Here is a 24612-nt window from a genome sequence, read left to right on the forward strand (position 1 = left end):
CTTCGCGTTTGCTGCGACCGCTAAGAGAAAATTAGCCCCTGCATGGTCCGGAAAAGTGCGAAGCGGTTTTCCGGAAAGACCATGCTCAAACGACAATCTGAAGCGCGACGGGTCGCGCTTTAGGCCTGATCGAGGCCGTAGAGCGTATGCAGGGTGCGCACCGCCAGCTCGGTATAGGCGGTGTCGATCAAAACCGAGAATTTGATCTCGGAGGTTGTAATGGCCCGGATGTTGATATTCCGTCCCGCGAGGGCCGAGAACGCCTGGGCGGCGACGCCGGCGTGGCTGCGCATGCCGCTGCCGATCACCGAGATTTTTGCGACGTCGGTGGCGGTATCGAGCCGGGCATAGCCGATCTCGGCCTTGGCGGCGGTAATCGTGTCCTTGGCGCGGGTGTAGTCGGCCGCCGGGACCGTGAAGGTGAGGTCGGTGGTCTTTCCGTCCTCGGAGACGTTCTGCACGATCATGTCGACGTTGATGTTGGCGTCCGCCAGCGGGCCGAAGATCGAGGCCGCAACGCCCGGCTTGTCCTGGATCTGGCGCACCGAAATCTGGGCCTCGTCCTTCGAAAAGGCGATGCCGGTGACGACGTGGTTTTCCATGATCTCCTCCTCGCCGCAGATCAGGGTGCCGGGCGGCTGGTTGGCATGCGGATCGATATCCTCGGGCTTGTCGAAGCTCGAGCGGACGAAGATCGGCATGTTGTGGACCATGCCGAGTTCCACCGAGCGGACCTGGAGCACTTTGGCGCCCTGTGAGGCCAGTTCCAGCATGTCCTCGAACGCGATCTTGTCGAGCCTCTTGGCCTTCGGCACGATTCGCGGGTCGGTGGTGTAGACGCCATCGACGTCGGTGTAGATGTCGCAGCGGTCCGCCTTGACGGCTGCGGCGACCGCCACGGCCGAAGTATCCGAGCCGCCGCGGCCGAGCGTGGTGATGCGGCCCGTTTCGGCGTTGATGCCCTGGAAGCCGGCGATGACCGCGACCTCCTTGCGCTCCTGGAAGCGCTTGATGATCTCGCTGCCGTCGATGTCCTCGATCCGGGCCGAGGCATGGGCGTCGCTGGTCTTGATCGGGATCTGCCAGCCCTGCCAGGAGCGGGCCTGGATGCCCATGCCCTGCAGCACGATGGCGAGGAGGCCTGATGTGACCTGCTCGCCTGAGGCGACGACGGCGTCGTATTCGCGCGCGTCGTGCATCGGCGAGGCCTCGGTGCACCAGGCCACCAACTCGTTGGTCTTGCCCGACATCGCCGAGACGACCACGGCCACTTCATGGCCGGCGTCGACCTCACGCTTCACATGGCGTGCGACGTTGCGGATGCGTTCGATGTTGGCGACGGATGTGCCGCCGAATTTCATCACGAGGCGGCTCATGACGACGCGTGCATTCCCTCATAAGGATCAGTATGGTGACCCGCACCGGACGGGTGCCTGCGGACACCGACCGCGCGTATACAGAGCGGCGGGGCCGGGGGCAAGCGGGTTCCTGCGGGGGCAGGGTCGGGGGAGTGGGTTAACCAGATCATGGCGCGCTATATCGACGAGATCCTGCAGCCGGGCGAGCGGGTGCTGTATTCGACCAATGCGCACTGGATCTTCCATCTCCCTGCGATTGTGGCCTGGATCGTGGCGCTGGTCCTGTTCCTCCTGTCCCGACAGGTCACCGCCGATGGGCTCGTCTTGCTTTGCCTCGTCGCTGCGGGCCTCGTGGCTCTGGCGGCCTTGTATTGGACCTTCAAGGGCTGGTTCCATCGCTTCACCACCGAGACCGACGTCACCAATCTGAGGGTCGTGCACAAGACCGGATTCATCAAGCGTCGCACCTTCGAGATGGCGCTGGACAAGGTCGAGAGCGTCGATGTCAACCAGACGATTCTTGGACGGATTCTCAACTACGGCGACGTGACCATCAACGGCGTCGGCGAAGGTCGCGAAACCATCCGGACCATCGCCTCGCCGCTCGCTTTCCGTAGTTCGATCACCACGCGGTAGGACCGCGCGTAACCATGAGCATGCAGCAAAATACTTCCCTCTCCGCCCAGCCGGGCTCGACCGTCGACGCCGCCGAGATCGCGAAATTCTCAAAACTCTCGGCGGAGTGGTGGGACCCCAAGGGCAAGATGGCGCCGCTGCACCGGATCAACCCGTTGCGGCTCGGCTATATCCGCGACGCCGCCTGCCGCAAGTTCGAGCGCAACGTTCGCAGCCTCAACTGCCTCGGGTCCTTGCGCGTGCTCGACATCGGCTGCGGCGCCGGCCTGCTCTGCGAGCCGCTGTCGCGGCTCGGCGCGCAAGTCATCGGTGTCGATCCCTCGCAGAGCAACATCGCCGCCGCCAAGCTCCATGCCGACAAGAGCCACCTTGCGATCGACTATCGCTGCACCACGGTGGAGGAGATCGATCCGCGCGAGCGCTTCGACATCGTGCTGGCGATGGAGGTGGTCGAGCACGTCGTCGACGTCGGCATGTTCCTGAAGCGCTGCGCGTCGATGCTGAAGCCGAACGGGCTGATGGTGGTCTCGACGCTGAACCGGAACTGGAAGAGCTTTGCGCTCGCCATCGTCGGCGCCGAATACGTCCTGCGCTGGCTGCCGCGCGGCACGCACGAATGGAACAAGTTCGTCACCCCCGACGAGCTCACCAAGTATCTGCTCGACAACCGCCTCGTCATCACTGAACAGACCGGCGTCGTCTACTCACCCTTCGCCGACAAATGGGCCCTCTCGTCGGACATGGACGTGAACTACATGGTGGTCGCGGAAGGCATGGTGTGAACCATCGTGGGTGAGGTACGAGCTGTTACTCCGAGAACGGTGTCGTCCCTGCGAACGCAGGGACCCATAACCCCAGGACCCTGTGGTTAGCAAAGACAGGCGCCTCGAGCATGTACTACGTCTACATCCTCGCCAGCCGTCATCATGGAACGCTCTATATCGGCGTCACCAACTCACTCCAAGCGCGCTTGGAGCAGCACCGCGCCGGCAAGGGCTCGGAGTTCGTCAAGCGATACGGGGTGTATCGGCTCGTCTACACCGAGTCCTTCGAGCGGGCGGAAGACGCAATTGCCCGCGAAAAGCAACTCAAGCGCTGGAAGCGCGACTGGAAAATCGAACTGATCGAGCGCGACAATCCGGAATGGCGTGATCTCAGCGATCTCTTGGTTTGATACGAAAGGTCCGCGCCAAGCCCCCGGCTGTCGTCCCTGCGAACGCAGGGACCCATACCGCGGAATCCATCGGTGGGCGGACGGTGTTGGACGCACGGGTTGGCAGCCTCCGCAAAACTGCTCCCTGGGGATATGGGTCCCTGCGTTCGCAGGGACGACAGCGGAGTTTGTTGCGAGAGCAACGCACCCATGACATCCGCGTGATTGACCTGCCTCGCCTCTGGCTGCAGGTTAGCTGCACTCCCTTCCTATCCCACCCACTCCCCATGCTCACCGTCACCAGCCTCTGGATTCCCTTCACCGTCGTCGCTGCGCTCGGCCAAGTCGCGCGCAATGCGATGCAGCGGTCGTTGACGAAGCCGCTGGGGACCTGGGGCGCGACCAACATCCGCTTCCTGTTCGGCTTCCCGTTCTCGCTGCTGTTCCTCGGCGTGGTGCTGGTCGCGACCGGCGATCATATCGGTATGCCGCCGTCGGCGTTCTGGCCATGGCTGCTGCTCGGCGCGCTCAGCCAGATCGTCGCCACCGGCCTGATGCTGCTTGCGATGAACGACCGCTCCTTCGTGGTGACCACGGCCTACCTCAAGACCGAGGCGATCCAGACCGCGATCTTCGGCTTCGTCTTCCTCGGCGATCACCTCACCTGGTTGAAGGTGCTGGCGATCGTGATTGCGACCATCGGTGTCGTCATCACCGCGCTGCGCCCCGGCGGCGAGAAGAGTTTTGCGGAATTGAAGCCGACCATCACCGGCCTCGTCGCCGCGGCGGCATTCGCGCTCTCGGCGGTCGGTTTTCGCGGCGCGATCATCACGGTGCCGAACGTGTCGTTCGTGACGGCCTCGTCGTTCACGCTGGTGCTCGGCCTGTTCGTGCAGACGCTGGTGCTGACGATCTACCTGCTCTGGCGTGCGCCGGACGTGTTGCGGGGCATCCTCGGCATGTGGCGGCCGTCGATGCTGGCGGGCTTCACCGGCGCCTTCGCCTCACAGTTCTGGTTCCTGGCCTTCGCGCTGACGGCCGCCGCCAATGTCCGCACGCTCGCGCTGATCGAGGTGTTGTTCGCGCAGGGCGTGGCCTACTACTCGTTCAAGCAGCCGATCGCACCGCGCGAGCTTGCAGGCATCGCGCTGATCGTGATCGGCGTGGCGGTGCTGGTGGGGGCCTAGTTCCTGTCTTCCGGGAGCGTCGGCAGCGGCGAGACCTCGATGCCTTCGTCGATCAGCGACTTCGCCTCTTCCGGCGAGGCCTCGCCGTAGATCGGGCGGTGCTCCTTGTCGCCGTAATGCATGGCGCGCGCTTCGTTGGCAAAGCGCTCCCCGACATTGTCGGCGTTCTTGACGATGTGATCGCGCAGCTCCTTGAGCTTGGCGCGCAGCTCGCGCTCTTGCGACATCAGCAGCGAGGTCGGCCCTGACGGCGCAGCCTCGGGCGTGGTCGCAGCCACGGGCTCCGGCGGCGGCGTTGCGCGCCCGCGGCCCTTCTTGCCGACGATGCGCGGCGCCATGATCGCCTTGTCGACCTTGGCCGAGCCGCAGATCGGGCAGGTCACGAGCTTGCGCTTCACCTGCGAATCATAGGCCGACGAGCTCTGGAACCAGCTCTCGAAGGCGTGGTTGCGGTCGCAGTGGAGCGCGTAGCGGATCATGCCGATCCCCGTACGAGATGCAGATGGTCCGGCCCGGCCTTGGGGTCGGCGACGCCGAAGCGGCGGCCGTGCTGGAGCGACGGGATGGCGCGGCGCGCGGTCTCGACCTTGGCCGGGTCGATCTTGGCCATGATGATGCCGGGCTCGACATCGCCCTCGGCGAGGATCTCGCCCCAGGGATCGATGACCAGCGAGTGGCCATAGGTCTCGCGCTTGTTCTCGTGGGTGCCTGCCTGCGCCGCGGCGAAGATGAAGCAACCGGTCTCGATCGCGCGCGCGCGCAGCAGCACGTGCCAATGCGCTTCGCCGGTCTTGCGGGTGAACGCCGACGGCACCGTGATGAAGTAGGCGCCGCTCTCGGCCAGCGCGCGGTAGAGCGCGGGGAAGCGCACGTCGTAGCAGATTGTCAGCCCGACCCGGCCCCAGGGCAGGTCGGAGATCACGGCGGTCTCGCCCGGCTGGTAATTGGCGGACTCGCGATAGCTCTCGCCGTCCGGCAGTTCGATGTCGAACATGTGGATCTTGTCGTAGCTCGCGAGCACATTGCCCTCGGGCCCGATCAGGAAGGAGCGGTTGACCGCCTTCTCCGGCGAGAAGCGCAGCGCCAGCGAGCCGACATGGATGTGGATCTTCAGCTCCGCCGCCAGTGCGCGGTAGGCTTTCAGCGAGGCGTCATCCTCTTCGCTCTGGAGCTGCTCGAACAGCGCCTTGCGGTTCAGCTGCATCATGTTGCTGACTTCGGGCGTCTGCACGTAATCGGCGCCGCCCGCCGCCGCCTGCCGGATCAGCCGGGTCGCCTGCGCGAGGCTCGGCTCCGGCATCAGGCCGGTGCGCATCTGCACCATCGCGGCGGTGAAGGTCCTGTTGTCGCTCATGATGCCGCCTTGACGCTTTCGAGCATGCCGTCGAGCTTGCCTTCGCGGTCGAGCGCGTAGAGGTCGTCGCAGCCGCCGACATGGGTGCCGCCGATCCAGATCTGCGGGAAGGTCGAGCCGTCGCCGGCGCGGTCGTACATCTCCTGGCGCCAGGACGGGTTCCTGGCAACGTCGAACTCGGTGAAGGTCGCCTTCTTGCGGGTCAGCAGCGACCTCGCGGCGGAACAATAGCCGCAGCCCGGCCTGGTGTAGATCTCGACAGCAGCAGTCATCTCGTCTGGCGCTTTCATGTCATGAATTCATTGAATTATATGGGACTTCACCTGATCTCCACAACCCGGGCGAACACCAGCACGTCGACCTGGGCCGCCTTGGCGCGGAGCAGGGCACGCGCGCAGGCGTCCAATGTGGCACCCGAGGTCAGGACGTCGTCGATCAGGACGACGCGGCGGCCCTGGACCTCGGCCTGACGGTCCGGAGATACCTGGAATGCGCCCTGCACATTGGTGGCGCGCTGGGCCCGTGACAGGCCGATCTGCTGCTCGGTGGCACGGACCCGCCGCAGCACGTCGCCCCGCACCTTGACCCCGCTCTGCCGTTCGATGATGCGCGCCAGCGCTCCGGACTGGTTGTAGCGCCGGCGCCAGGCCCGCCGCCAATGCAGGGGCACCGGCACCAGCATGTCGGCGCCGGCAAGCAGCTCGCCGCCCGCGCGCGCCATCCAGCGGCCCATGGCCGGTGCCAGATCGGTGCGGTCCTGGTATTTCAGCGCATGCACCAGCGTGCGCGCAACGTCGTCATAGCGCACCGCCGCGCGGGCGCGCTGGTAGGCCGGCGGGCTCGCGATCGCCTCCATCGACAGCATGTCGGGGCCGGGATCATAGACGAAGGGGATGCCGAGCCGCGGGCAATAGGGCCGTTCGATGAACGACAGCCGCGCCCAGCACGCCGCGCAAACGCCCTCGCCATCGACCGGCTCACGGCAAGACACGCACAGCGTCGGTAGTGCGATGTCGAGGGCGAGCCGTGCCGCACGCGCCAGCGCATGGTGGCCCGCGGTCCATGCGGCACGCAGCGGTGCGGCGAGGGAACGGGAGGGGGCGGCGTTGGCTTCCATGAGGAGAGGCTAGCGTTCCCGTCGACGGCGCTCAAGCGGCGGTGGCCCGAAACGGGATCAGGAAAGCAGTTCGTGATGCTCTCTCAGGATGGCGCGAGCACTCCGTCGCTCCGAAGCCGGCGCCAAGATCGAGTCGTAGGCAAGCCGCATTTGGCGGGCGGCCCGCGCAGGGGGCATTGCGCCTACGCCCGTCCCTAGACCCGGGACGAGCAAGGACTGGATTGCCTCGTCGTCACCGGCATTGTGCGTGATGACAGCGATCAGAGCTGCCCGGAATGCGAGATACACATTCACGGTCTGATCGATGCGCGTGGGGACTCGCATCGTGGGGGCACTCACGAGGAACGGGAAGCGCTTGTGACCCGTGGCAAGCACGATCGCTTGGCCGACCGGCAGCTCGCCATAGTGTTGCTCTGCCAGGAGGGCTTGCAGATTGGTCTGGAGGTCCCAGCCGAAATATCGCGAATAGAGAAGGTCGATCCCGCCATCCATGTGCCCGAAACTGTTCGCGGGGCTCAGGATCGCATCGGCCTCCTGCGCAAAAATGTCGCCGAGCGAGACCTCGACGTCTGCGACATCGGCAAACGCTGCTCTCCACGCCTCGACAATTTCGGCGTTGATATCGCGAAGATGAATGCTGAACACTGCCGGAGCCTCGGTGAGGCCTAATTATACGACGGCCCGTCTGGCCGTTCCACCTGACTCTCGATTGCGTGGGTTGCCAGAGTGGCCGTCATGAGCGTAACCAAACTGCATGGCTGTACCTCCCCAAACCCCGCCCGCTCTGTTTGATCGCGCCTTGCTGCACGCACGGCAGCAGCGCGCGCAGGCGCAAGGCGAGGTCACATTCCTGCTTGATCGGGTTGCCGAGGACATGTCCGACCGGTTGGCGGCGGTGATGCGGGAGTTTCAAGCGCCGGTCGATCTCTGGAGTCCCGGCGAGGGTCCGTCGTCGCTGCGCGCGCGCCTGCCTTCCATCGAACGGATCGCAATCGATACGGCCGGCGCGGAAAAACTGCCGTTCGCGCCGGAAAGCCTCGATCTCGTCGTCTCGGCGCTGGCGCTGCAATTCGTCAACGATCTGCCGGGCGTGCTGGCACAGGTTCGCCGCGCGTTGAAGCCGGATGGCTTGCTGCTGGCGGCGATGATCGGCGGCGACACCTTGACCGAGCTGCGGCAGGCCTTTGCTGCCGCCGAAGCGGAATGCGAGGGCGGCGTGTCGCCGCGTGTCGCGCCGTTCGCTGACCTTCGCGACATCGGCGCGCTGCTGCAGCGGGCTGGCTTTGCGCTGCCGGTGACCGATGTCGACCGCGTCGTGGTGCGCTATGGCAATGCGTTCGCGCTGATGCAGGATCTCCGCCGCATGGGCGCGACCAACGTGCTGATCGAACGGCGCCGCACACCGAGTCGGCGCGCGACGCTGCTGCGGATGGCCGAGATCTATGCCGAGCGCTTTGCCGATGCCGACGGCCGCATCCGCGCGACATTCGACATCATCTGGCTCTCCGGCTGGGCGCCGCATGCGAGCCAGCAGCAGCCGCTCAAGCCGGGATCGGCGAAGGCGAGCCTGGCGGAGGCGGTGAAGAAGGCGGGGAAGCAGTGATCCTCATGGTGAGGAGGCGCGTCAGCGCCGTCTCGAACCATGCAGGCCCCGCTCTTGCCGCGCGGCATCCTTCGAGACGACCGCTGCGCGGTCTCCTCAGGATGAGGTCCTGCCTCACATCAGCAAATCAATCAAATGCGGGATCAGCGGAATGTCCGCGGGCGGCATCGGGTAGTCGCGCAGCTTGTTGGCGCGGACCCAGGCGAGGCTCTGGCCTTCGCGTGCGGTGACCATCCCTTCCCAGCGCCGGCAGATGTACAGCGGCATCAACAGGTGGAAGGTCTCGTAGCCGTAGCTGGCGAAGGTCAGCGGCGCCAGGCACGGTTCGGCGACGGTGATGCCGAGCTCCTCATGGAGCTCGCGGATCAGGCTCTGCTCCGGCCGCTCGCCCGGCTCGAGCTTGCCGCCGGGGAATTCCCATAAGCCCGCCAGTGCTTTGCCTTCGGGGCGCTGCGCGATCAGGACGCGCTTGTCGGCGTCGACCAGCGCGCAGGCCACCACGAGAGTCAGTTTGAGATCGGCCATGCTTGAAGTCGCTCGCTGAGGATGGGCCGTAACGGTTCGTTAACCCCGTCCTGGCCCGCGTTTCTACGGCCTCCATAAGTCATATTTAATCGACGGTTCCTAGAGTGGAAACGATTGAACCATTCCGGGGCCGACCCATGCGCGCTGCGATTTGCTCCATGATGCGCCGTCTCGTCCGCGACCGGCGCGGCAATGTCGCGGTGATTTTCGCATTCTGCTGCGTCCCCCTGATCACGGTGGTCGGCTGCGCGGTCGATTACTCCCGTGCGACGCAGGTCCGCTCCAAGCTCCAGGCCGCTGCCGATGCGGCCAGCGTCGGCTCGGTCGCCAAGACCTCGCCGGCCTTTGCCGCCGCGGGCGCGATGACGTCGGATGGCGCAATCCCCGCCGGCATCACCGACGCGACGAACATCTTCAATGCCAACGTCGCCAACCTGACCGGCTACACGCTGAACAGCGTCACGCCGACGGTGGTCAAGTCCGGCTCGACCGTTACCTCGGCAGTCTCGTTCACCGGCACCATCAACACCATGTTCCTCGGCGTGATCGGCAAGACCGCGCTGAACATGAGCGGGACGTCGACCGCGACGGCGACCATGCCGCTCTATGTCGACTTCTACCTCCTGCTGGACAATTCGCCGTCGATGGGCGTGGCGGCGACGCCGGCGGACGTCAGCAAGATGGTCAACAACACGTCGGACAAATGCGCCTTCGCCTGTCACGACTACAACGACGCGAACAACTACTACAACCTCGCCAAGACGCTCGGGGTGACGACGCGGATCGACGTGCTGCGCAGCGCGACGCAGTCGCTGATGGATACGGCGGGTGCCACCGAGACCTATTCGAACCAGTTCCGCATGGCGATCTACGATTTCGGCGCTTCGTCGAAGACCATCGGCCTGCGCGCGCTGTTCTCGCTGTCGGCGAGCCTCTCGAGTGCGAAGACGGCGGCGGGCGGCATCGATTTGATGGGCGTCTACGGCAACAACGATTCCTACACCGCCGACAAGGATACGCAGTTCAGCACGGTCTTCCCGGCGATCAACAGTGCGATCAGCGCCCCGGGCGCCGGCACCTCGGCGGCGCCGATGAAGTATCTGTTCTTCGTCTCCGACGGCGTCGCCGACGAGTATAACACCGGCTGCTCCAAGCCGGTCGTGAGCGGTGGACGCTGCCAGTCGCCGATCGACGTCTCGCTCTGCACCACCATCAAGAACCGTGGCATCAAGATCGCGGTGCTCTACACCACCTATCTGCAGCTGCCGACCAACTCTTGGTACATGACCTACATCGACCCCTTCAACAAGGGACCGTTCGGGCCGTCACCGAACAGCGAGATCGCGAAGAACATGCAGAGCTGTGCTTCGCCCGGGCTGTATTTCGAGGTGAGCCCGACGCAAGGCATCTCGGACGCCATGAACGCGCTGTTCAAGAAGGCGGTGGCGGACGCGAGGATCTCGGGGTGAGGCCAGAGGCGTCATTCCGGGACGATGCGCCAGCATCGAACTATGGTGCGCAATTGCGCACCAGAGAATCTCGAGCCGCATAAACTTCTGGATTCCGGGTTCTCGCTTCGCGAGCCCCGGAATGACCGCTGCACTACGACCTGTAATCCCCGTTGATCGCCACATACTCCTTCGTGAGATCGCAGGTCATGACTCGGTCGCGGCCCTTGCCGAGGCCGAGCGACACCTTGATCGCGATCTCCGGGGCCTTCATCGCCTCCGATACCTGCGCTTCGTCATAGGACGGATCGCGCGCGCCGCTCTTGGCGACGCGGATGCCGTTGAAGGAGATCGAGAGCTTGTCGCGATCGGCCGGCTCGCCGGCCTTGCCGACGGCCATCACCACGCGGCCCCAATTGGCGTCCTCGCCGGCGATCGCGGTCTTGACCAGCGGCGAGTTCGCGATCGACATCGCGATCTTGCGGGCGGAGGCCTTGGTCTTGGCGCCCTCGACGGTGATCTCGACCAGCTTGCGCGCGCCTTCGCCGTCACGGGCGACCTGCTCGGCGAGATTGGCGAGCACCTGGTTGAACGCCTTGACGAAGGCCTTCAGGCGCGGATCGCTGGCGCGGCTGATTTTTGGCGCGCCGTGCTGGGCGGCGCCGCCGGTCGCGAACGCCAGCAGCGTGTCCGATGTCGAGGTGTCGCCGTCGATCGTCACCGCATTGAAGGTGTCCTCGACGCCGCTCTTGAGCAGGGCCTGCAGCGCGGCGGGTGCGATCGGCGCGTCGGTGAAGATGAAGGACAGCATCGTCGCCATATCGGGGGCGATCATGCCGGCGCCCTTGGCCATGCCGTTGATGGTGACCTTGGCCTTGCCGAGCTTGACGGTCGCGGTCGCGACCTTCGGGAAGGTGTCGGTGGTCATGATCGCCTTGGCCGCGGCGAGATAATCGCCGGGCGCGGCGGCTTCGGCCAGGCGGCCAAGCACGCCGTCGAATTTGGTGGCGTCCAGCGGTTCGCCGATCACGCCGGTCGAGGCCAGGAAGATTTCGCCCTCGCTGCAACCGACGGCCTTGGCCGCGATCTTCGCGGTCAGCGCGGTGGAGGCGCGGCCGGTCTTGCCGGTGAAGGCGTTGGCATTGCCGGAATTGACGACGAGGGCGCGCGCCTTGCCGCCCTTCAGCTTGGCGCGGCACCATTCGACCGGCGCCGACGGGCATTTCGATTTGGTGAAGACGCCGGCCACCGCGGTGCCCTTGTCCATCACCGCCAGCAGCACGTCGGTGCGGTTCTTGTAGCGGATGCCGGCCTCGGCCGTCGCAAGGCGGATGCCCGCGATCACGGGCATGTCGGGAACGTGTTTCGGGGCGAGGGGAGAGACGGAGGAGGACATCGCGGGTGCCTTGGTGAGGTCTGGATATGCAGATGGCCGGGCATGTGCCCGGCCATTGCGACGTTAGATACTATTGGCGTCCGCGAAGTGACAGCGAATTCTTACTTCTTCGCCGGCGGAGCCATCTTGCTGTCGGAGGGCTTGGCCGCGTCGGCCGGCTTGGCGTCCGCCGCCGGCTGGTCCAGGCGCTCGACCTTGGCCTCGGCGCGCAGCTTGGCGACATAGTCGGCCTGGGCCTTGCGGGTGACGTAGTTCTCGATCTGGGCCTTGACCTGCTCGAAGTCCGGCGCCTTGCGGGCGCGCTTTTCCTCGACCTTGATGATGTGCCAGCCGAACTGCGACTTCACGGGGTCGGAGATCTTGCCCGGCTCGAGCGCGAACGCCACGGCCGAGAATTCCGGCACCATCTGCTCCTTGGTGAAGAAGCCGAGGTCGCCGCCGTCGGCGGAGCCCGGATCCTTGGACTTCTTCTTGGCGAGCTCGGCGAAATCGGCGCCCTTGTCGAGCTCGGCCTTCACCGCCTTGGCCTCGTCCTCGGTCTCGACCAGGATGTGGCGGGCGCGCACCTCCTGCTCGCCGGTGATCTGCTTGGAGGCCTCCTCATAGACCTTCTTCATCGCGTCGGGGGTGGTGGCGGCCTTGCCCTCATTGGCGAGCAGGCTGTCCATCAGCAGCCGGTTGCGGGCGAACGCCAGGCGCTTCTTGAACTCCTCGCTGTCGGCGACCTTCTTGTCTTCGGCAGCCTTGCTGACGATCTTCATGTCGATCAGGAAGGACAGGACGTTCTCGTCCTTGGTCGCCGGGTCCATCTGGGCAAGGCTCGGCCCGAGTTCCTCCTCGGCCATGGCGACGTCGCTCTTCTTGATTTCCACGCCATTGACCTTCGCCAGGACCGGATCGTCGGCAGCCCGGCCGGGACCCGCGATCAGCGCCAGCGCAAGGCAGCCCACGAGGGCGGTGGCGAGGCCGAAGCGCAGGCCGGTTTTGGTTACCGGGAACGAGGTGGTCATGGAAAATCCTTTTGTTGAAGCAGGGGGCTGCTCGAGCGGGGCGGACACTCGCCCAATCAGGGGGGCTTGGCAACGCGAAAAGTCTGTCAAAATGATGAATTAGCCGCAACGCGCCCGCCGTTGACAAGGCCCTGACCGGGCCATATCTCTGCCCGGTCGCGACCATGGCGATGGCGTTTATTTTGCTGCGTTTTTGGCCGTTGAACCCAGACTTGCCCAATTCCCACCCATATGGCGGATGACCCCCCGCAGTCCGGGCTCTGACGCCAGCAGGCGTCACGGTGAGTTGATAAGGCAGGCGGGTGACAACTTCTTGGCTGCAACGCGGTTGAATCGCGAACACAGGAACTAGGCATGATCGGCGCGCTCGCCCGCAAGTTTTTCGGCTCCGCCAACGACCGGCGGGTGAAGGGATACCAGTCCCGCGTCAACGCGATCAACGCGCTGGAGCCCGAAGTCTCGAAACTCTCCGACGAGGCGCTCAAGGCCCGCACCGCCGAGTTCAGGAAGCAGCTCGCGGAGGGCAAGACGCTCGACGACCTCTTGGTGCCCGCCTTCGCCACGGTGCGTGAGGCCGCCAAGCGCACGCTCGGCCAGCGTCATTTCGACGTCCAGCTGATCGGCGGCATGGTGCTGCACGAGGGCGACATCGCCGAGATGAAGACCGGCGAAGGCAAGACGCTGGTCGCGACCCTCGCGGTCTATCTCAACGCGCTCGCCGGCAAGGGCGTCCACGTCGTCACCGTCAACGACTACCTCGCCCGCCGCGACTCCGGCTGGATGGGCCAGATCTACGGCTTCCTCGGCATGACCACCGGCGTGATCGTGCACGGCCTCGACGATGCCGAGCGCAAGGCGGCCTATGCCTGCGACATCACCTACGGCACCAACAACGAATACGGCTTCGACTATCTGCGCGACAACATGAAGTACCGGCTCGAGGACATGGTCCAGCGGCCGCACTTCTTCGCCATCGTCGACGAGGTCGACTCCATCCTGATCGACGAAGCCCGCACGCCGCTGATCATCTCCGGTCCGCTCGACGACCGCTCCGACTTCTACAACACCATCGACGGCTTCCTCCCCAGGCTCGACAAGTCCGACTACGAGGTCGACGAGAAGCAGCGCACGGTGACGCTGACCGAAGCCGGCATGGAGAAGATCGAGACGCTGCTGCGCGACGCCGGCCAGCTCAAGGGCGAGTCGCTCTACGACGTCGAGAACGTCTCCGTCGTGCACCACATCAACCAGGCGCTGCGCGCCCACACGCTGTTCACGCGCGACAAGGACTACATCGTCCGCGACGACGAGGTCGTCATCATCGACGAGTTCACGGGACGCATGATGCCGGGCCGGCGCTATTCGGAAGGCCTGCACCAGGCGCTCGAAGCCAAGGAGCACGTCCAGGTCCAGCCAGAGAACCAGACGCTGGCCTCGATCACCTTCCAGAACTACTTCCGCATGTACGAGAAGCTTGCGGGCATGACCGGTACGGCCGCGACCGAAGCGGACGAGCTGTTCGACATCTACAAGCTCGAGGTCGTGGAGATCCCGACCAATCTGGCGATTGCGCGCCTCGACGAGGACGACGAGGTCTACCGCACGCAGAAGGAAAAATACGCCGCCATCCTCGCCGAGATCGAGCGCGCCAATGCGCGGCTGCAGCCGGTGCTGGTCGGCACCGCCTCGATCGAGAAGTCGGAAGTGCTCGCCGAGTTCCTGAAGCAGAACGGCTACAAGCAGATCGATTTCGGCAAGGAGAACGCGCTCGACAAGCTCTATGCCGCCGCCCGCGCCGGCAAGCCGTCAAAACTGTTCGCGGTGCTGAACGCGCGCTTCCACGAGCAGGAAGCCTACATCGTCGCCGAAGCCGGCGTGCCCGGCGCGATCACGATCGCGACCAACATGGCCGGCCGCGGCACCGACATCAAGCTCGGCGGCTCGCTGGAGATGCGTCTCCAGCAGGAGACTGCCGGCATCGAGGACGAGGCCGAGAAGGCGAAGAAGATCGAGCAGATCAAGGCCGACATCGCGCATTTCCGCGACATCGTGCTGAAGGCGGAGGAGACCGTCGAGATCGAGCCGGCGAAGGGCAGCAAGCCCGCCAAGACCGTGAAGAAGCCCGGCGGCCTCTACATCATCGGCTCCGAGCGCCACGAATCCCGCCGCATCGACAATCAGCTGCGCGGCCGTTCCGGCCGTCAGGGCGACCCCGGCCGCTCGAAATTCTTCCTGTCGCTGGAAGACGATCTGATGCGCATCTTCGGCTCGGATCGCCTCGACAGCATGCTCCAGCGTCTCGGCCTGCAGGAGGGCGAGGCGATCATCCATCCCTGGATCAACAAGGCGCTCGAAAAGGCGCAGCAGAAGGTCGAAGCCCGCAACTTCGACATCCGCAAGAACCTGCTCAAGTTCGACAACGTCCAGAACGACCAGCGCAAGGTGATCTTCGATCAGCGCGTCGACCTGATGAAGGACGACAGCGTCGCCGAGACCGTCACCGACATGCGCCACGCCTTCATCGACGACCTCGTCGCCAAGCACGTGCCCGAGCATGCCTATGCCGAGCAGTGGGATGTCGCCGGCCTGAAGGACGAATTGAAGCGCGTGCTCGATCTCGACCTGCCGGTCGACGAATGGGCCAAGGAAGAGGGCATCGCCGACGAGGAGCTGCTCACGCGCATCGAGACCAAGGCCGACGAGCACATGGCGGCCAAGGTCGCGCAATGGGGCCCCGACGTGATGCGTTACGTCGAGAAGACCATCCTGCTGCAGACGCTCGACCATCTCTGGCGCGAGCACCTGATCATGCTCGACCACCTGCGCCAGGTCATCGGCCTGCGCGGCTACGGCCAGCGCGATCCCTTGCAGGAGTACAAGACCGAGGCCTTCAATCTCTTCCAGGAGATGAGCGCGCATCTGCGCGAGGCCGTCACCGCACAGCTGATGCGGGTCGAGATCGTCCCGCCGGAGCAGGAAGCGCCCGTGCTGCCGCAGATGGAAGCGCACAAGTTCGATCCGAACACCGGCGAGGACGAGATGGCGCTCGCCAGCGTCACGCTCGGCGCGCAGGCCACCGACGCCGCGCTGCGCGATCCCAAGAACCCGGCCAGCTGGGGCAAGGTCGGCCGCAACGAGGATTGCCCGTGCGGCTCGGGCAAGAAGTACAAGCACTGCCACGGGCGGTATGCGTAGCGACTAGCTTCGCTGCCACGCGCGCGTGAGGCGCGATACTCGTGCCTCATCCTCCGCTGTCGTCGCCCGGCTTGACCGGACGACCCAGTACGCCGCGGCTTCTCGGCTCAATCACTAATGTCTCTGGAATACTGGATCGCCCGCCTTCGCGGGCGATGACAGTTGAGGGTGTGGCGCGCAGTTAGCCCCACGTCGTCGTCCTGGCGAAAGCCAGGACCTATTACCCCAAGAGTAAGTTGTGGCGCGACGCTGGCGACCGCGAGTCTTCGTCAAACCAAATGCGGTGGCAATGGGTCCTGGATCTGCGCTCCGCTCGCGACAACGCTGCGCGTGGCCGCGAGCTTCGCTTGTCCAGGACGACGATGGAATTGATATTCACGCAGCTCAATTCGAGCTGTCGATCAGGCTCTCCAGCAGCCGCTTGAGTTCGCTCGTCGACTTGTCGCCGTAGCTCTCCAGGATGTGCTCCTCCTGGTCCACCGCGAGCGAGTTGAGCCTCTTGCACAGCACCTTGCCGCGGTCGGAGATGAACATCAGCACCTTGCGGCGGTCGTTCGGGTCCTGCACGCGGTAGACCAGCGTGTCGGAGACCATGCGGTCGATCATCTTGGTCAGCGTTGGATGGTTGAGCAGCACCGCGTCCGCAAGCTCGCCCATCGAATGGCCGTTGCCATCCGACAGCACTTTCAGGATGCGCCATTGCTCGACGGGAACGCCCTCCTTGCTCAAGCGCAGTTCCAGCTGCCGGTTGATCTCCCGGTTGGCTTGCGCGAGCAGGTAAGCGAGATGTTCGGTGATCGGGGTGTTTTCTTTCGACGGTTTTGCCACGGCTAAGACTTCGTCTTGACCCAAATGAGTGAATGTCTTGCAATCAATGCTGCATCTATATGCACTTCAATTCTTGAATATTCAATATTTTCAAAATAGGATCATTGCCCAACAAAAGGGCGGAAGCCGCGGCCGCCTGCTCAATGTGCTTTCAGGTCTGGTGCCAGACAGGAGTTGGCGTGCGCGCGACGGTAAACTTCCCGGCTCACGGCGGCCCGGCGTTGCCGCCGTCCCTGCTGTTCAGGAATCTGTCGTCATCGGCGGCTGACTTCGACCTGTCTCCGGTCGATGCGCATTTCATGAAGCGCCGCGGCGCGCGCAACAAGCTGCGCATCGGCAATTTCCTCACCTTCACCGGCTCGCCCGGAATCTGGGGCCCGACCTCCACCAACAGTGCGATGCTGGCGGTCGCCGAGATCAACAAGCGCGGCGGCATTCTGGGCCGCGAGCTCGAGCTGTCGATCTACGATTCCGGCGGACCCATCGATGAGGTGGTGCGCCGCGCCGAGCAGGCGATCGCCTTCGACGAGGTCGACCTCATCATGGGCTCGCATATCAGCGCGGTCCGCGTCGCGCTGCGCAAGGTCACCGGCAACCGCATCCCCTACATCTACACCCCGGTCTATGAGGGCGGCGAGCGCACGCCGGGCGTGATGGCGATCGGCGAGACGCCGCGCTGGCAGAGCCGGCCGGCGATCCACTGGCTGGCGGACGTCAAGAAGGCCGCGCGCTGGTACCTGATCGGCAGCGATTATGTCTGGCCGTGGCAGTCGCATCGTTCGGTGAAGCGCTACATCAAGGAGGCCGGCGGCCAGGTCGTCGGCGAGGAGTTCGTGCCTGTCGGCGAGGACAATCACGAGCCGCATCTGGCGCGCATCCGCGCCGCCAAGCCTGATGTGGTGCTGATCTCGCTGATCGGCACCGACAGCATCACCTTCAACCGCGCCTTTGCCGAGGCGGGGCTTGCCACCTCCACGCTGCGGCTGGCCGGTGCGATGGACGAGACCGTGCTGCTCGGCATCGGCGCCGACAACACCGAGAATTTGTTCTGCGCCTCCGGCTATTTCAACGGCATGGTCTCGCGCGCCAATGACGAGTTCCTCAGCGCGTATCATTCCATGTTCGGTGCCAACGCGCCGCCGGTCGGCTCCGTCGGTCAGTCGAACTATGAAGGATTGCGCTTCCTTGAATCCGTCGCCAATCGCGCCGGCTCGCTGGCCTTCCGTCCGCTGCTCAAGGCCGCGCGCAACACCGTCTATACGGCGGGCCGCGGCCCCGTGACGCTTCGCGACGGCCGCGCCGAGATGCCGATGTACCTCGCTGAAGCCGACGGTCTCGACTTCAAGATCATCAAGACGCTCTGAGAGGCGGCTGCCGATAGCCGCAGCGGACTTGCGAAATAATACTTGAAAAGGAAAATATTTCCGTCTGTAATATCGACGTGAAGCCGGTTGGCCCGCGCCGTGCAGGCGCGAGCAAGCGGCTTCCGTCCAATGCCAGGGATCAAGAAGCCTCAGAGGAGAGCTCCGTGACAGTTGTCCTTCCCACGCCCGCCCAACTTCGCAGTGTCGCCGAACAATGCGGCCTTTCGCTCACCGATGACGACGTCGCATCGTTCCGCGGCCTGATGCAGGGCTCGATCGAAGCCTACAATCTCGTTGCCGCGATGCCGGACGAATTGCCCGAGGTTAAATATCCGCGCACGCCGGGCTATCGGCCCTCGGCCGAAGAGAACCCGCGCAATGCCTGGTATCGCAAGTCGACCGTGAAGGGCGCCGCCAGCGGCAAGCTCAAGGGCAAGACCATTGCGCTGAAAGACAACATCATGCTGGCCGGCGTGCCCATGACCAACGGCTCGTCGACGCTGGAAGGCTATGTGCCCGATTTCGATGCCACCATCGTCACGCGCATGCTGGATGCCGGCGCCGAGATCAAGGGCAAGGTGCATTGCGAGCATTTCTGTCTGTCCGGCGGCAGCCACACCGGCTCCTACGGGCCCGTGCATAATCCGCACAAGATGGGGTACTCGGCCGGCGGCTCGTCGTCAGGCTCGGGCGTCGTGGTCGCGCTCGGCGAGGTCGACATGGCGATCGGCGGTGATCAGGGCGGCTCGATCCGCATGCCGTCCTCGTTCTGCGGCATTTACGGCATGAAGCCGACCTGGGGCCTCGTACCCTATACCGGCATCATGCCGATCGAGATCTATGTCGACCATACCGGTCCGATGACCGCGACGGTTGCCGACAACGCGCTGCTGCTCGAAGTGCTCGCCGGAGACGACGGCTACGATCCGCGCATCAAGGCGCCGAAGGTCGAGGAATACACCAAGGCCCTCGGCCAGGGCGTCAAGGGCATGAAGATCGGCATCCTCAAGGAAGGTTTTGAGCAGCCGGTCGCAGAGGCCGCGGTGAATGAAAGCGTGCGCGAGGCCGCAAAGCGCTTCAAGGATCTGGGCGCCACCGTCGAGACCGTCTCGATCCCGATGCACCTCCTGGGCGGCGCGATCTGGACCCCGATCGGCACCGAAGGCCTGACCCAGACCATGATGTTCGGCGACGGCTACGGCCTCAGCCGCGGCGATCTCTATTCGACCTCGCTGATGGATTTTCATCGCGGCTGGCGCCGGCAGGCCGACTCGCTGTCCGAGACCACGAAGCTGTTCATGATGCTCGGCACCTACATCAACAACAATTTCGGCCCACGCTTCTACGGCAAGGCGCTCAATATCTCCCGCCGCCTGACCGCGGCCTACGACAAGGCGCTTGGGGATTACGATCTGCTTCTGCTGCCGACGACGCCGATGAAGGCGACCAAGCTGCCGGAGCCCAATGCCAGCCGCGAGGAATATGTTGCGCGCGCGCTCGAGATGATCTCGAACACCGCGCCGTTCGACATCACCCATCACCCCGCGATGTCGCTGCCCTGCGGCATGGTCGACGGCCTGCCGGTCGGCCTGATGCTGGTCGGCCGCATGTTCGAGGAATCCACCATCTACCGCGCCGCCCATGCCTTCGAGCAGATCGGTGACTGGAAGAAGATGTGAGAAGCGAAACAATGCAGACGGACGGAAATCTACCGCATGGCTAACGCGTTCGTCGCGGCGTTCGAGATCCTGAGCTTCGGTGCGATCATCGTCCTGATCGTGCTGGGGCTCGGGATCATCGCCAGCATGATGGGCATCTTCAACTTTGCGCAGGGCGAGTTCGTCCTGCTTGGGGCCTACATCACTTACCTCGCCTACGCCAAGGGAATGCCGATCTGGGCCGGCATGGTCGCGGCGCCCTTCGTGGTCGGCGCTCTCGGCTTCGTCTTGGAGGCGTTGATCATTCGCCGCTTCTACGCCGCGCCTATCGTCGCCATGCTCGGCACCTATGCGCTCGGCCTCATCATCCGCGAATCCGTGCGCGGCCTGATCGGCGGCTTCTATCTGACCGTGCCCGAGCCGATCGGCGGCTCGATCGACATCGGCGCCATGCACATCTCGGCCTGGCGCTTCACCATCATCGTCATCACGCTGCTGGTGATGGGCGGCTGCTATCTGCTGTTGTCGCGCACCAGCTTCGGCCTCCGCGTCCGCGCCACGCTGGAGAATCCGTCGCTGGCGCGTGCTTCCGGCATTTCGACGCCGCTGATCTACGGCGCCACTTTTGCGTTCGGTGCCGCGCTCGCCGGTCTTGCCGGCGCGCTGATCGTGCCGGTGTTCAGCCTGTTCGCCGATCTCGGCCTGCGCTTCCTCATCCAGGGCTTTGTCGCGGTGATGGTCGGCGGAGTCGGCTCCTTCATCGGGCCGGTCGCGGGCGCCGGCGTCATCGGCACGCTGAGTGCCGCACTGCCATGGGTGATGGCGCCTGTCGTCGCCGACGTCCTCGTCTTCGTGCTCGCCATTGTCTTCATCAAATTCCGCCCGCAGGGCCTCATCGCTGGAAAAGGGGTTTAGTCACATGTTCGATCGTCCTGAGCTTTCACGCCGCCGCTTCCTGTCCAATTTCGCCTTTGCCACCGGCGCCGTTGCGACCGGTGTCGGCAGCTGGGTAATTCCGGCCGACTGGGCCAACGCGGCGGAAGGGCCGATCAAGGTCGGCATCGCCACCGACCTCACCGGCCCGATCGCCTATGCCGGCAATGCCGACGCCAATGTCGCCAAGATGGTGATCAAGGAGATCAACAATGCCGGCGGCCTGCTCGGCCGTCCGCTCGAGCTCTACATCGAGGATACCGCGTCGAACGAATCCGTCGCCGTCGGCAACGTGCGGAAACTGATCCAGCGCGACAAGGTCGACATGGTGCTCGGCGGCATCACCTCCTCGATGCGCAACGCGATCAAGGATCCGATCGTCGCGCGCGGCAAGACGCTCTACATCTATCCGCAGCTCTACGAGGGCAAGGAGTGCACGCCCTATCTGTTCTGCACCGGCCCGACGCCGGCTCAGCAGTGCGACGAATTCATTCCCTGGCTGATCAAGAACGGCGGCAAGAAGTTCGCGCTGCCGAGCGCCAACTACGTCTGGCCGCACACGCTCAACGTCTATGCCCGCAAGGTGATCGAATCCAATGGCGGTGAGGTCGTGTTCGAGGAATACTACCCGCTCGACCAGGTCGACTTCTCCTCGACCGTCAACCGCATCATCTCCAACAAGGTCGATGTCGTCTTCAACACCGTCATTCCGCCGGGCGTCGGCCCGTTCTTCAAGCAGCTCTATGAAGCCGGCTTCCTCAAGAACGGCGGGCGTCTCGCCTGTGTCTACTACGACGAGAACACGCTCAACATCAATCAGGCCGCCGAGATCGAGGGTCTTGCGAGCTGCCTCGACTATTTCAAGGTGCTGACCAAGGAGAACCCGTTCGACGCCAAGATTCAGGCGGCCTACGAGAAGGATTTCCCGGGCAACTTCCTGTTCGCCGCCGGCAGCGCCGCGACCGGCACCTATCGCGGCCTGAAGCTGTGGGAAGCCGCAGTCAAGGAAGCCGGCAAGATCGATCGCGAATCGGTCGCTGCTGCGCTCGACCATGCCAAGATCGCCGAGGGTCCCGGGGGACCTGCCGAGATGGTGCCGGGCAAGCGGCACTGCAAGATGAAGATGTACACCGCGGTCGCCAAGGGCGGGAACTACGAGATCGTCGCGCGCAGCAACGGCCTCGTCGATCCCAAGGAATGCTGAGGCAGAATGCCGAAAGCGATGGGCGCAGTGAAGCAGGCGGTCCCCGCCGAGATCGGCGGGGAAGCGCAGGCTGCCATGGCTGGCAGCCGAACGGCGGCAAAAGTCGTCGCGGTGCGAAAAGTCCTGCCGATCGTGGAGGGCGTCGTGCTGGTCGCGGCGCTGCTCGCGCCGCTGGTGCTGCAGGACTATCTCACCGTGTTCGCGACGCGCGTGATCATCCTCGCGCTGTTCGCGCTGTCGTTCGATCTGGTCTGGGGCTATGCCGGCATCATGAGCTTTGGCCAGGCCCTGTTCTTCGGCTCGGCCGGCTATGGCGTCGCGCTGCTCGCACGCGATCTCGACATCACCAACATCTTCCTGGTGTTGCCGGCGGGCACGTTGATCGGTCTCACCTTCGCGCTCTTGCTCGGCGGCTTCCTGCTGCTGGGCCGGCATCCCTCCAGCGTGATCTTCGTCTCGCTGGGCACGCTCACCGGCTCCTACGCTGCCGACCGCCTCGCGCGCGGCTGGTACTATCTCGGCGGCCAGAACGGCATTCCCTCGATCGCACCGATGTCGCTCGGCGGCTACGAGTTCTCGGAAGGGCCGGCCTTCTATTATCTCGTGCTCGGCATCCTCGTCGTCGTCTACCTGCTCTGCCGCTTCCTGGTGCGCTCGCAGTTCGGGCTTGCGCTCGCGGGCCTGCGCGAAAACGAGCAGCGCATCGCCTTCTTCGGCTACAAGGCGCAGCACCTGAAGGCGATCATCTTCGCCATCGGCGGCGCCATCGCCGGTCTTGCCGGCAGTCTCTATGCCTTCCACGAAGGCTTCGTCTGGCCCAACATGGTCGGCGTCGTGGTCTCGACCCAGGTCGTGCTCTACGTGCTGTTCGGCGGCTCCGGCACGCTGATTGGCGCCGTTATTGGCACCGTGATCGTGGAGGGCGTCAGCTTCTGGCTGTCGGACAATTACCGCGATATCTGGCCGATCATTCTGGGATTGCTGCTGCTGCTCGTGATCCTGTTCCGGCCCCTTGGCCTGATCAGTTTTGTCTTGGGCGAGCGCGAACGGGTCGGCAGCTTTGGTGCCAGGATCAAGGAGAAGCGCAATGCTCCTTGAAGCGGCCGGCATCAAGAAGGTCTTCGGCAAGCTCACCGCGCTCGACGGCGCGGCGCTGACCGTCGGCGAGAACGAGTTTCACGGCCTGATCGGCCCGAACGGCTCCGGCAAGAGCACCTTGATGAAGTGCATCGCTGGCGCCGAGGTGCCGACGCAAGGCAAGGTGTCGTTCGTCAACACCGACATCACCGCGTTCACGCCGACCGAGCGCGCGCGGGCCGGCATGAGCCTGAAATTCCAGATCACCAGCGTGCTGCCGACGCTGACGCTCTACGACAACATCCTGCTGGCGCTGCAGGCGCAATCCTCGCTGTTCGACCTCGTGTTCTCGCGCACACGCGGTGCGTTGCACGATCAGGTCATGACCATGCTGACGCAGTTCCGTCTCGCCGATCGTGCCTTCGATGCGGCCGCCGCGCTCTCGCACGGCCAGCAGCAATGGCTGGAGATTGCCATGGCGCTGGCCGGCAAGCCGAAGCTTCTGCTGCTCGACGAGCCGACAGGCGGCATGAGCCTGGAGGAACGCCGCGTCACCGGCGAGCTGCTGCAGCCGATCAAGGAACATTGCTCGCTCGTCATCGTCGAGCACGACCTCGATTTCATCCGCGACATCTGCGATCGCCTGACCGTGCTCGACCAGGGCAAGGTGCTGGCATCGGGCACGGTGTCCGAGATCCAGGCCAACAAATCCGTCCAGGAGATCTATCTGCGCCGTGCCTGAATTTTTGGACATCAAGCATCTCGACGCCGGCTATGGCCGCAGCCAGGTCCTGTTCGACGTCACCCTGGGCATTCCCTGGCGCGGCGGTGTCGCCGTGCTCGGACGCAACGGCGCCGGCAAGACCACGCTGATGAAGACCATCGTCGGCGAGCTGCCGGCGTGGAAGGGCGAGGTCGCCTTCGACGGCCGCGACATCAGCCGCCGCGCCACCCAGGAGCGCGTCCGCGCCGGCATCGGCTATGTGCCGCAGGAGCATTCGGTGTTCGCGCGCCTGTCGGTGCGCGACAATCTCGCCGTCGGCTCGCTCGCGAGCAAGGACGCCTCTGCCGTCGACCGCGTGCTGACCATCTTCCCAAAGCTCGGCCAGCGCCTCGACCAGCCCGCCGGCACCCTCTCCGGCGGCGAGCGCAAGATGCTCGCCATCGGCCGCGCCATGTTAGGCGATCCAAAACTGCTGCTGCTGGACGAGCCGACCGAAGGCGTCTGGATCGGCGTCATCGAGGAGATCACGGAGCGCCTGATCGAGCTCGCGAAAGACATCGCCGTCATCATCGTCGAGCAGCACCTCGATCTGGCCCTGCGCGTCGCTGATTATGCCTATGTCCTGGACCGCGGAAGAGTCGCGCTACAGGGCGCGGCGAGCGAGGTGAGGGGCAATCCGGAGCTGATGCGGTATCTGGCGCCGTAGTGAGCCATTTGCCTCTTGCTTGTGAGTGAGGCGCAGCCTTCTCGCCCCATCTCAACTGCCGTAGCCCGCATGAGCGAAGCGACATGCGGGGACCGTCGGCGACATTCCCGGATGTCGCTGCGCTCATCCGGGCTAC

24 protein-coding genes are annotated in these 24612 nt (G+C 64.6%); 14 read left to right on the plus strand and 10 right to left on the minus strand.

Annotation, left to right across the window (positions count from 1 at the left end; genetic code table 11):
- Positions 1–119 precede the first annotated feature (119 nt).
- Positions 120–1376: an aspartate kinase gene (locus JQ603_RS35380; protein ID WP_212347392.1), complete on the minus strand. Its 1257-nt coding sequence runs from the start codon at positions 1374–1376 to the stop codon at positions 120–122.
- 150 nt (positions 1377–1526) lie between these two features.
- Between JQ603_RS35380 and JQ603_RS35385 the strand changes: the two genes are divergently transcribed.
- From JQ603_RS35385 to JQ603_RS35400, 4 genes are all read left to right on the plus strand, one after another.
- Positions 1527–1994 carry a PH domain-containing protein gene (locus tag JQ603_RS35385; protein ID WP_212347395.1) on the plus strand — a complete coding sequence of 156 codons (468 nt, stop codon included), beginning with the start codon at positions 1527–1529 and terminating at the stop codon, positions 1992–1994.
- A gap of 14 nt (positions 1995–2008) precedes the next feature.
- Positions 2009–2776 carry a bifunctional 2-polyprenyl-6-hydroxyphenol methylase/3-demethylubiquinol 3-O-methyltransferase UbiG gene (gene ubiG, locus JQ603_RS35390; protein ID WP_211413381.1) on the plus strand — a complete coding sequence of 256 codons (768 nt, stop codon included), beginning with the start codon at positions 2009–2011 and terminating at the stop codon, positions 2774–2776.
- A 110-nt stretch (positions 2777–2886) separates the two neighbouring features.
- Complete coding sequence (locus JQ603_RS35395) at positions 2887–3168, plus strand: GIY-YIG nuclease family protein (RefSeq protein ID WP_212347398.1); 282 nt, start codon at positions 2887–2889, stop codon at positions 3166–3168.
- A gap of 266 nt (positions 3169–3434) precedes the next feature.
- Entirely contained in the window at positions 3435–4334 is a 900-nt protein-coding gene (locus tag JQ603_RS35400; protein ID WP_212347401.1) for an EamA family transporter, read from the plus strand.
- Here the strand turns inward: JQ603_RS35400 and JQ603_RS35405 are convergent.
- From JQ603_RS35405 to JQ603_RS35425, 5 genes are read right to left on the minus strand one after another with little or no spacing between them, the layout of a single operon-like run.
- The gene (locus JQ603_RS35405) at positions 4331–4813 is read right to left on the minus strand and encodes a DUF1178 family protein (RefSeq protein ID WP_212347404.1); all 483 of its coding nucleotides are present in this window, start codon (positions 4811–4813) and stop codon (positions 4331–4333) included. The two genes, JQ603_RS35400 and JQ603_RS35405, sit on opposite strands and share 4 nt — an antisense overlap.
- Positions 4810–5688, minus strand: coding sequence for a carbon-nitrogen hydrolase family protein (locus JQ603_RS35410; protein ID WP_212347407.1), 879 nt, complete (start codon positions 5686–5688; stop codon positions 4810–4812). The genes JQ603_RS35405 and JQ603_RS35410 overlap by 4 nt, the downstream gene beginning before the upstream one ends.
- Positions 5685–5960, minus strand: a complete 276-nt coding sequence (grxC, locus tag JQ603_RS35415; RefSeq protein WP_212347570.1) for a glutaredoxin 3 — start codon at positions 5958–5960, stop codon at positions 5685–5687. Before grxC ends, JQ603_RS35410 begins: the two co-directional genes overlap by 4 nt.
- A 47-nt stretch (positions 5961–6007) precedes the next feature.
- Positions 6008–6805 carry a ComF family protein gene (locus JQ603_RS35420; protein ID WP_212347410.1) on the minus strand — a complete coding sequence of 266 codons (798 nt, stop codon included), beginning with the start codon at positions 6803–6805 and terminating at the stop codon, positions 6008–6010.
- A gap of 57 nt (positions 6806–6862) precedes the next feature.
- A complete protein-coding gene (locus tag JQ603_RS35425) occupies positions 6863–7450 on the minus strand; it encodes a macro domain-containing protein (RefSeq protein WP_212347413.1) in 588 nt (195 codons plus the stop codon).
- Between the two features lie 109 nt (positions 7451–7559).
- On the opposite strand from JQ603_RS35425, the gene JQ603_RS35430 reads away from it, so the two are divergent.
- The gene (locus JQ603_RS35430) at positions 7560–8408 is read left to right on the plus strand and encodes a methyltransferase domain-containing protein (protein ID WP_212347416.1); all 849 of its coding nucleotides are present in this window, start codon (positions 7560–7562) and stop codon (positions 8406–8408) included.
- A gap of 114 nt (positions 8409–8522) precedes the next feature.
- Here JQ603_RS35430 and JQ603_RS35435 read toward each other — a convergent pair whose 3' ends face one another.
- Positions 8523–8933: a (deoxy)nucleoside triphosphate pyrophosphohydrolase gene (locus JQ603_RS35435; RefSeq protein WP_212347419.1), complete on the minus strand. Its 411-nt coding sequence runs from the start codon at positions 8931–8933 to the stop codon at positions 8523–8525.
- Positions 8934–9070: 137 nt separating this feature from the next.
- On the opposite strand from JQ603_RS35435, the gene JQ603_RS35440 reads away from it, so the two are divergent.
- A complete protein-coding gene (locus tag JQ603_RS35440; protein WP_212347422.1) occupies positions 9071–10402 on the plus strand; it encodes a TadE/TadG family type IV pilus assembly protein in 1332 nt (443 codons plus the stop codon).
- A gap of 133 nt (positions 10403–10535) precedes the next feature.
- Here the strand turns inward: JQ603_RS35440 and argJ are convergent, their stop codons facing one another.
- Both argJ and JQ603_RS35450 read right to left on the minus strand, forming a co-directional pair.
- Positions 10536–11777 carry a bifunctional glutamate N-acetyltransferase/amino-acid acetyltransferase ArgJ gene (argJ, locus tag JQ603_RS35445; RefSeq protein ID WP_212347425.1) on the minus strand — a complete coding sequence of 414 codons (1242 nt, stop codon included), beginning with the start codon at positions 11775–11777 and terminating at the stop codon, positions 10536–10538.
- A 101-nt stretch (positions 11778–11878) separates the two neighbouring features.
- On the minus strand, positions 11879–12787 hold the full coding sequence (locus JQ603_RS35450) for a peptidylprolyl isomerase (RefSeq protein ID WP_212347428.1): 909 nt from the start codon (positions 12785–12787) through the stop codon (positions 11879–11881).
- A gap of 354 nt (positions 12788–13141) precedes the next feature.
- On the opposite strand from JQ603_RS35450, the gene secA reads away from it, so the two are divergent.
- Positions 13142–15982, plus strand: coding sequence for a preprotein translocase subunit SecA (gene secA / locus JQ603_RS35455; RefSeq protein WP_212347431.1), 2841 nt, complete (start codon positions 13142–13144; stop codon positions 15980–15982).
- Positions 15983–16366: 384 nt separating this feature from the next.
- On the opposite strand, the gene JQ603_RS35460 is transcribed toward secA, so the two are convergent.
- Entirely contained in the window at positions 16367–16810 is a 444-nt protein-coding gene (locus JQ603_RS35460; RefSeq protein WP_212347434.1) for a MarR family winged helix-turn-helix transcriptional regulator, read from the minus strand.
- A 179-nt stretch (positions 16811–16989) separates the two neighbouring features.
- On the opposite strand from JQ603_RS35460, the gene JQ603_RS35465 reads away from it, so the two are divergent.
- From JQ603_RS35465 to JQ603_RS35495, 7 genes are all read left to right on the plus strand, one after another.
- A complete protein-coding gene (locus JQ603_RS35465) occupies positions 16990–18174 on the plus strand; it encodes a substrate-binding domain-containing protein (protein WP_212347437.1) in 1185 nt (394 codons plus the stop codon).
- Positions 18175–18338: 164 nt separating this feature from the next.
- Positions 18339–19853: an amidase gene (locus tag JQ603_RS35470; RefSeq protein ID WP_212347440.1), complete on the plus strand. Its 1515-nt coding sequence runs from the start codon at positions 18339–18341 to the stop codon at positions 19851–19853.
- A gap of 36 nt (positions 19854–19889) precedes the next feature.
- A complete protein-coding gene (locus JQ603_RS35475) occupies positions 19890–20747 on the plus strand; it encodes a branched-chain amino acid ABC transporter permease (protein ID WP_100235671.1) in 858 nt (285 codons plus the stop codon).
- A 4-nt stretch (positions 20748–20751) separates the two neighbouring features.
- On the plus strand, positions 20752–21969 hold the full coding sequence (locus JQ603_RS35480) for a substrate-binding protein (protein ID WP_212347443.1): 1218 nt from the start codon (positions 20752–20754) through the stop codon (positions 21967–21969).
- Between the two features lie 6 nt (positions 21970–21975).
- A complete protein-coding gene (locus tag JQ603_RS35485; protein ID WP_212347445.1) occupies positions 21976–23067 on the plus strand; it encodes a branched-chain amino acid ABC transporter permease in 1092 nt (363 codons plus the stop codon).
- On the plus strand, positions 23057–23788 hold the full coding sequence (locus tag JQ603_RS35490; RefSeq protein ID WP_212347448.1) for an ABC transporter ATP-binding protein: 732 nt from the start codon (positions 23057–23059) through the stop codon (positions 23786–23788). Before JQ603_RS35485 ends, JQ603_RS35490 begins: the two co-directional genes overlap by 11 nt.
- Positions 23781–24476, plus strand: coding sequence for an ABC transporter ATP-binding protein (locus JQ603_RS35495; RefSeq protein ID WP_212347451.1), 696 nt, complete (start codon positions 23781–23783; stop codon positions 24474–24476). Before JQ603_RS35490 ends, JQ603_RS35495 begins: the two co-directional genes overlap by 8 nt.
- Positions 24477–24612: the final 136 nt, after the last annotated feature.

This window comes from Bradyrhizobium liaoningense (assembly GCF_018130825.1).
GTDB lineage: Bacteria > Pseudomonadota > Alphaproteobacteria > Rhizobiales > Xanthobacteraceae > Bradyrhizobium > Bradyrhizobium liaoningense_B.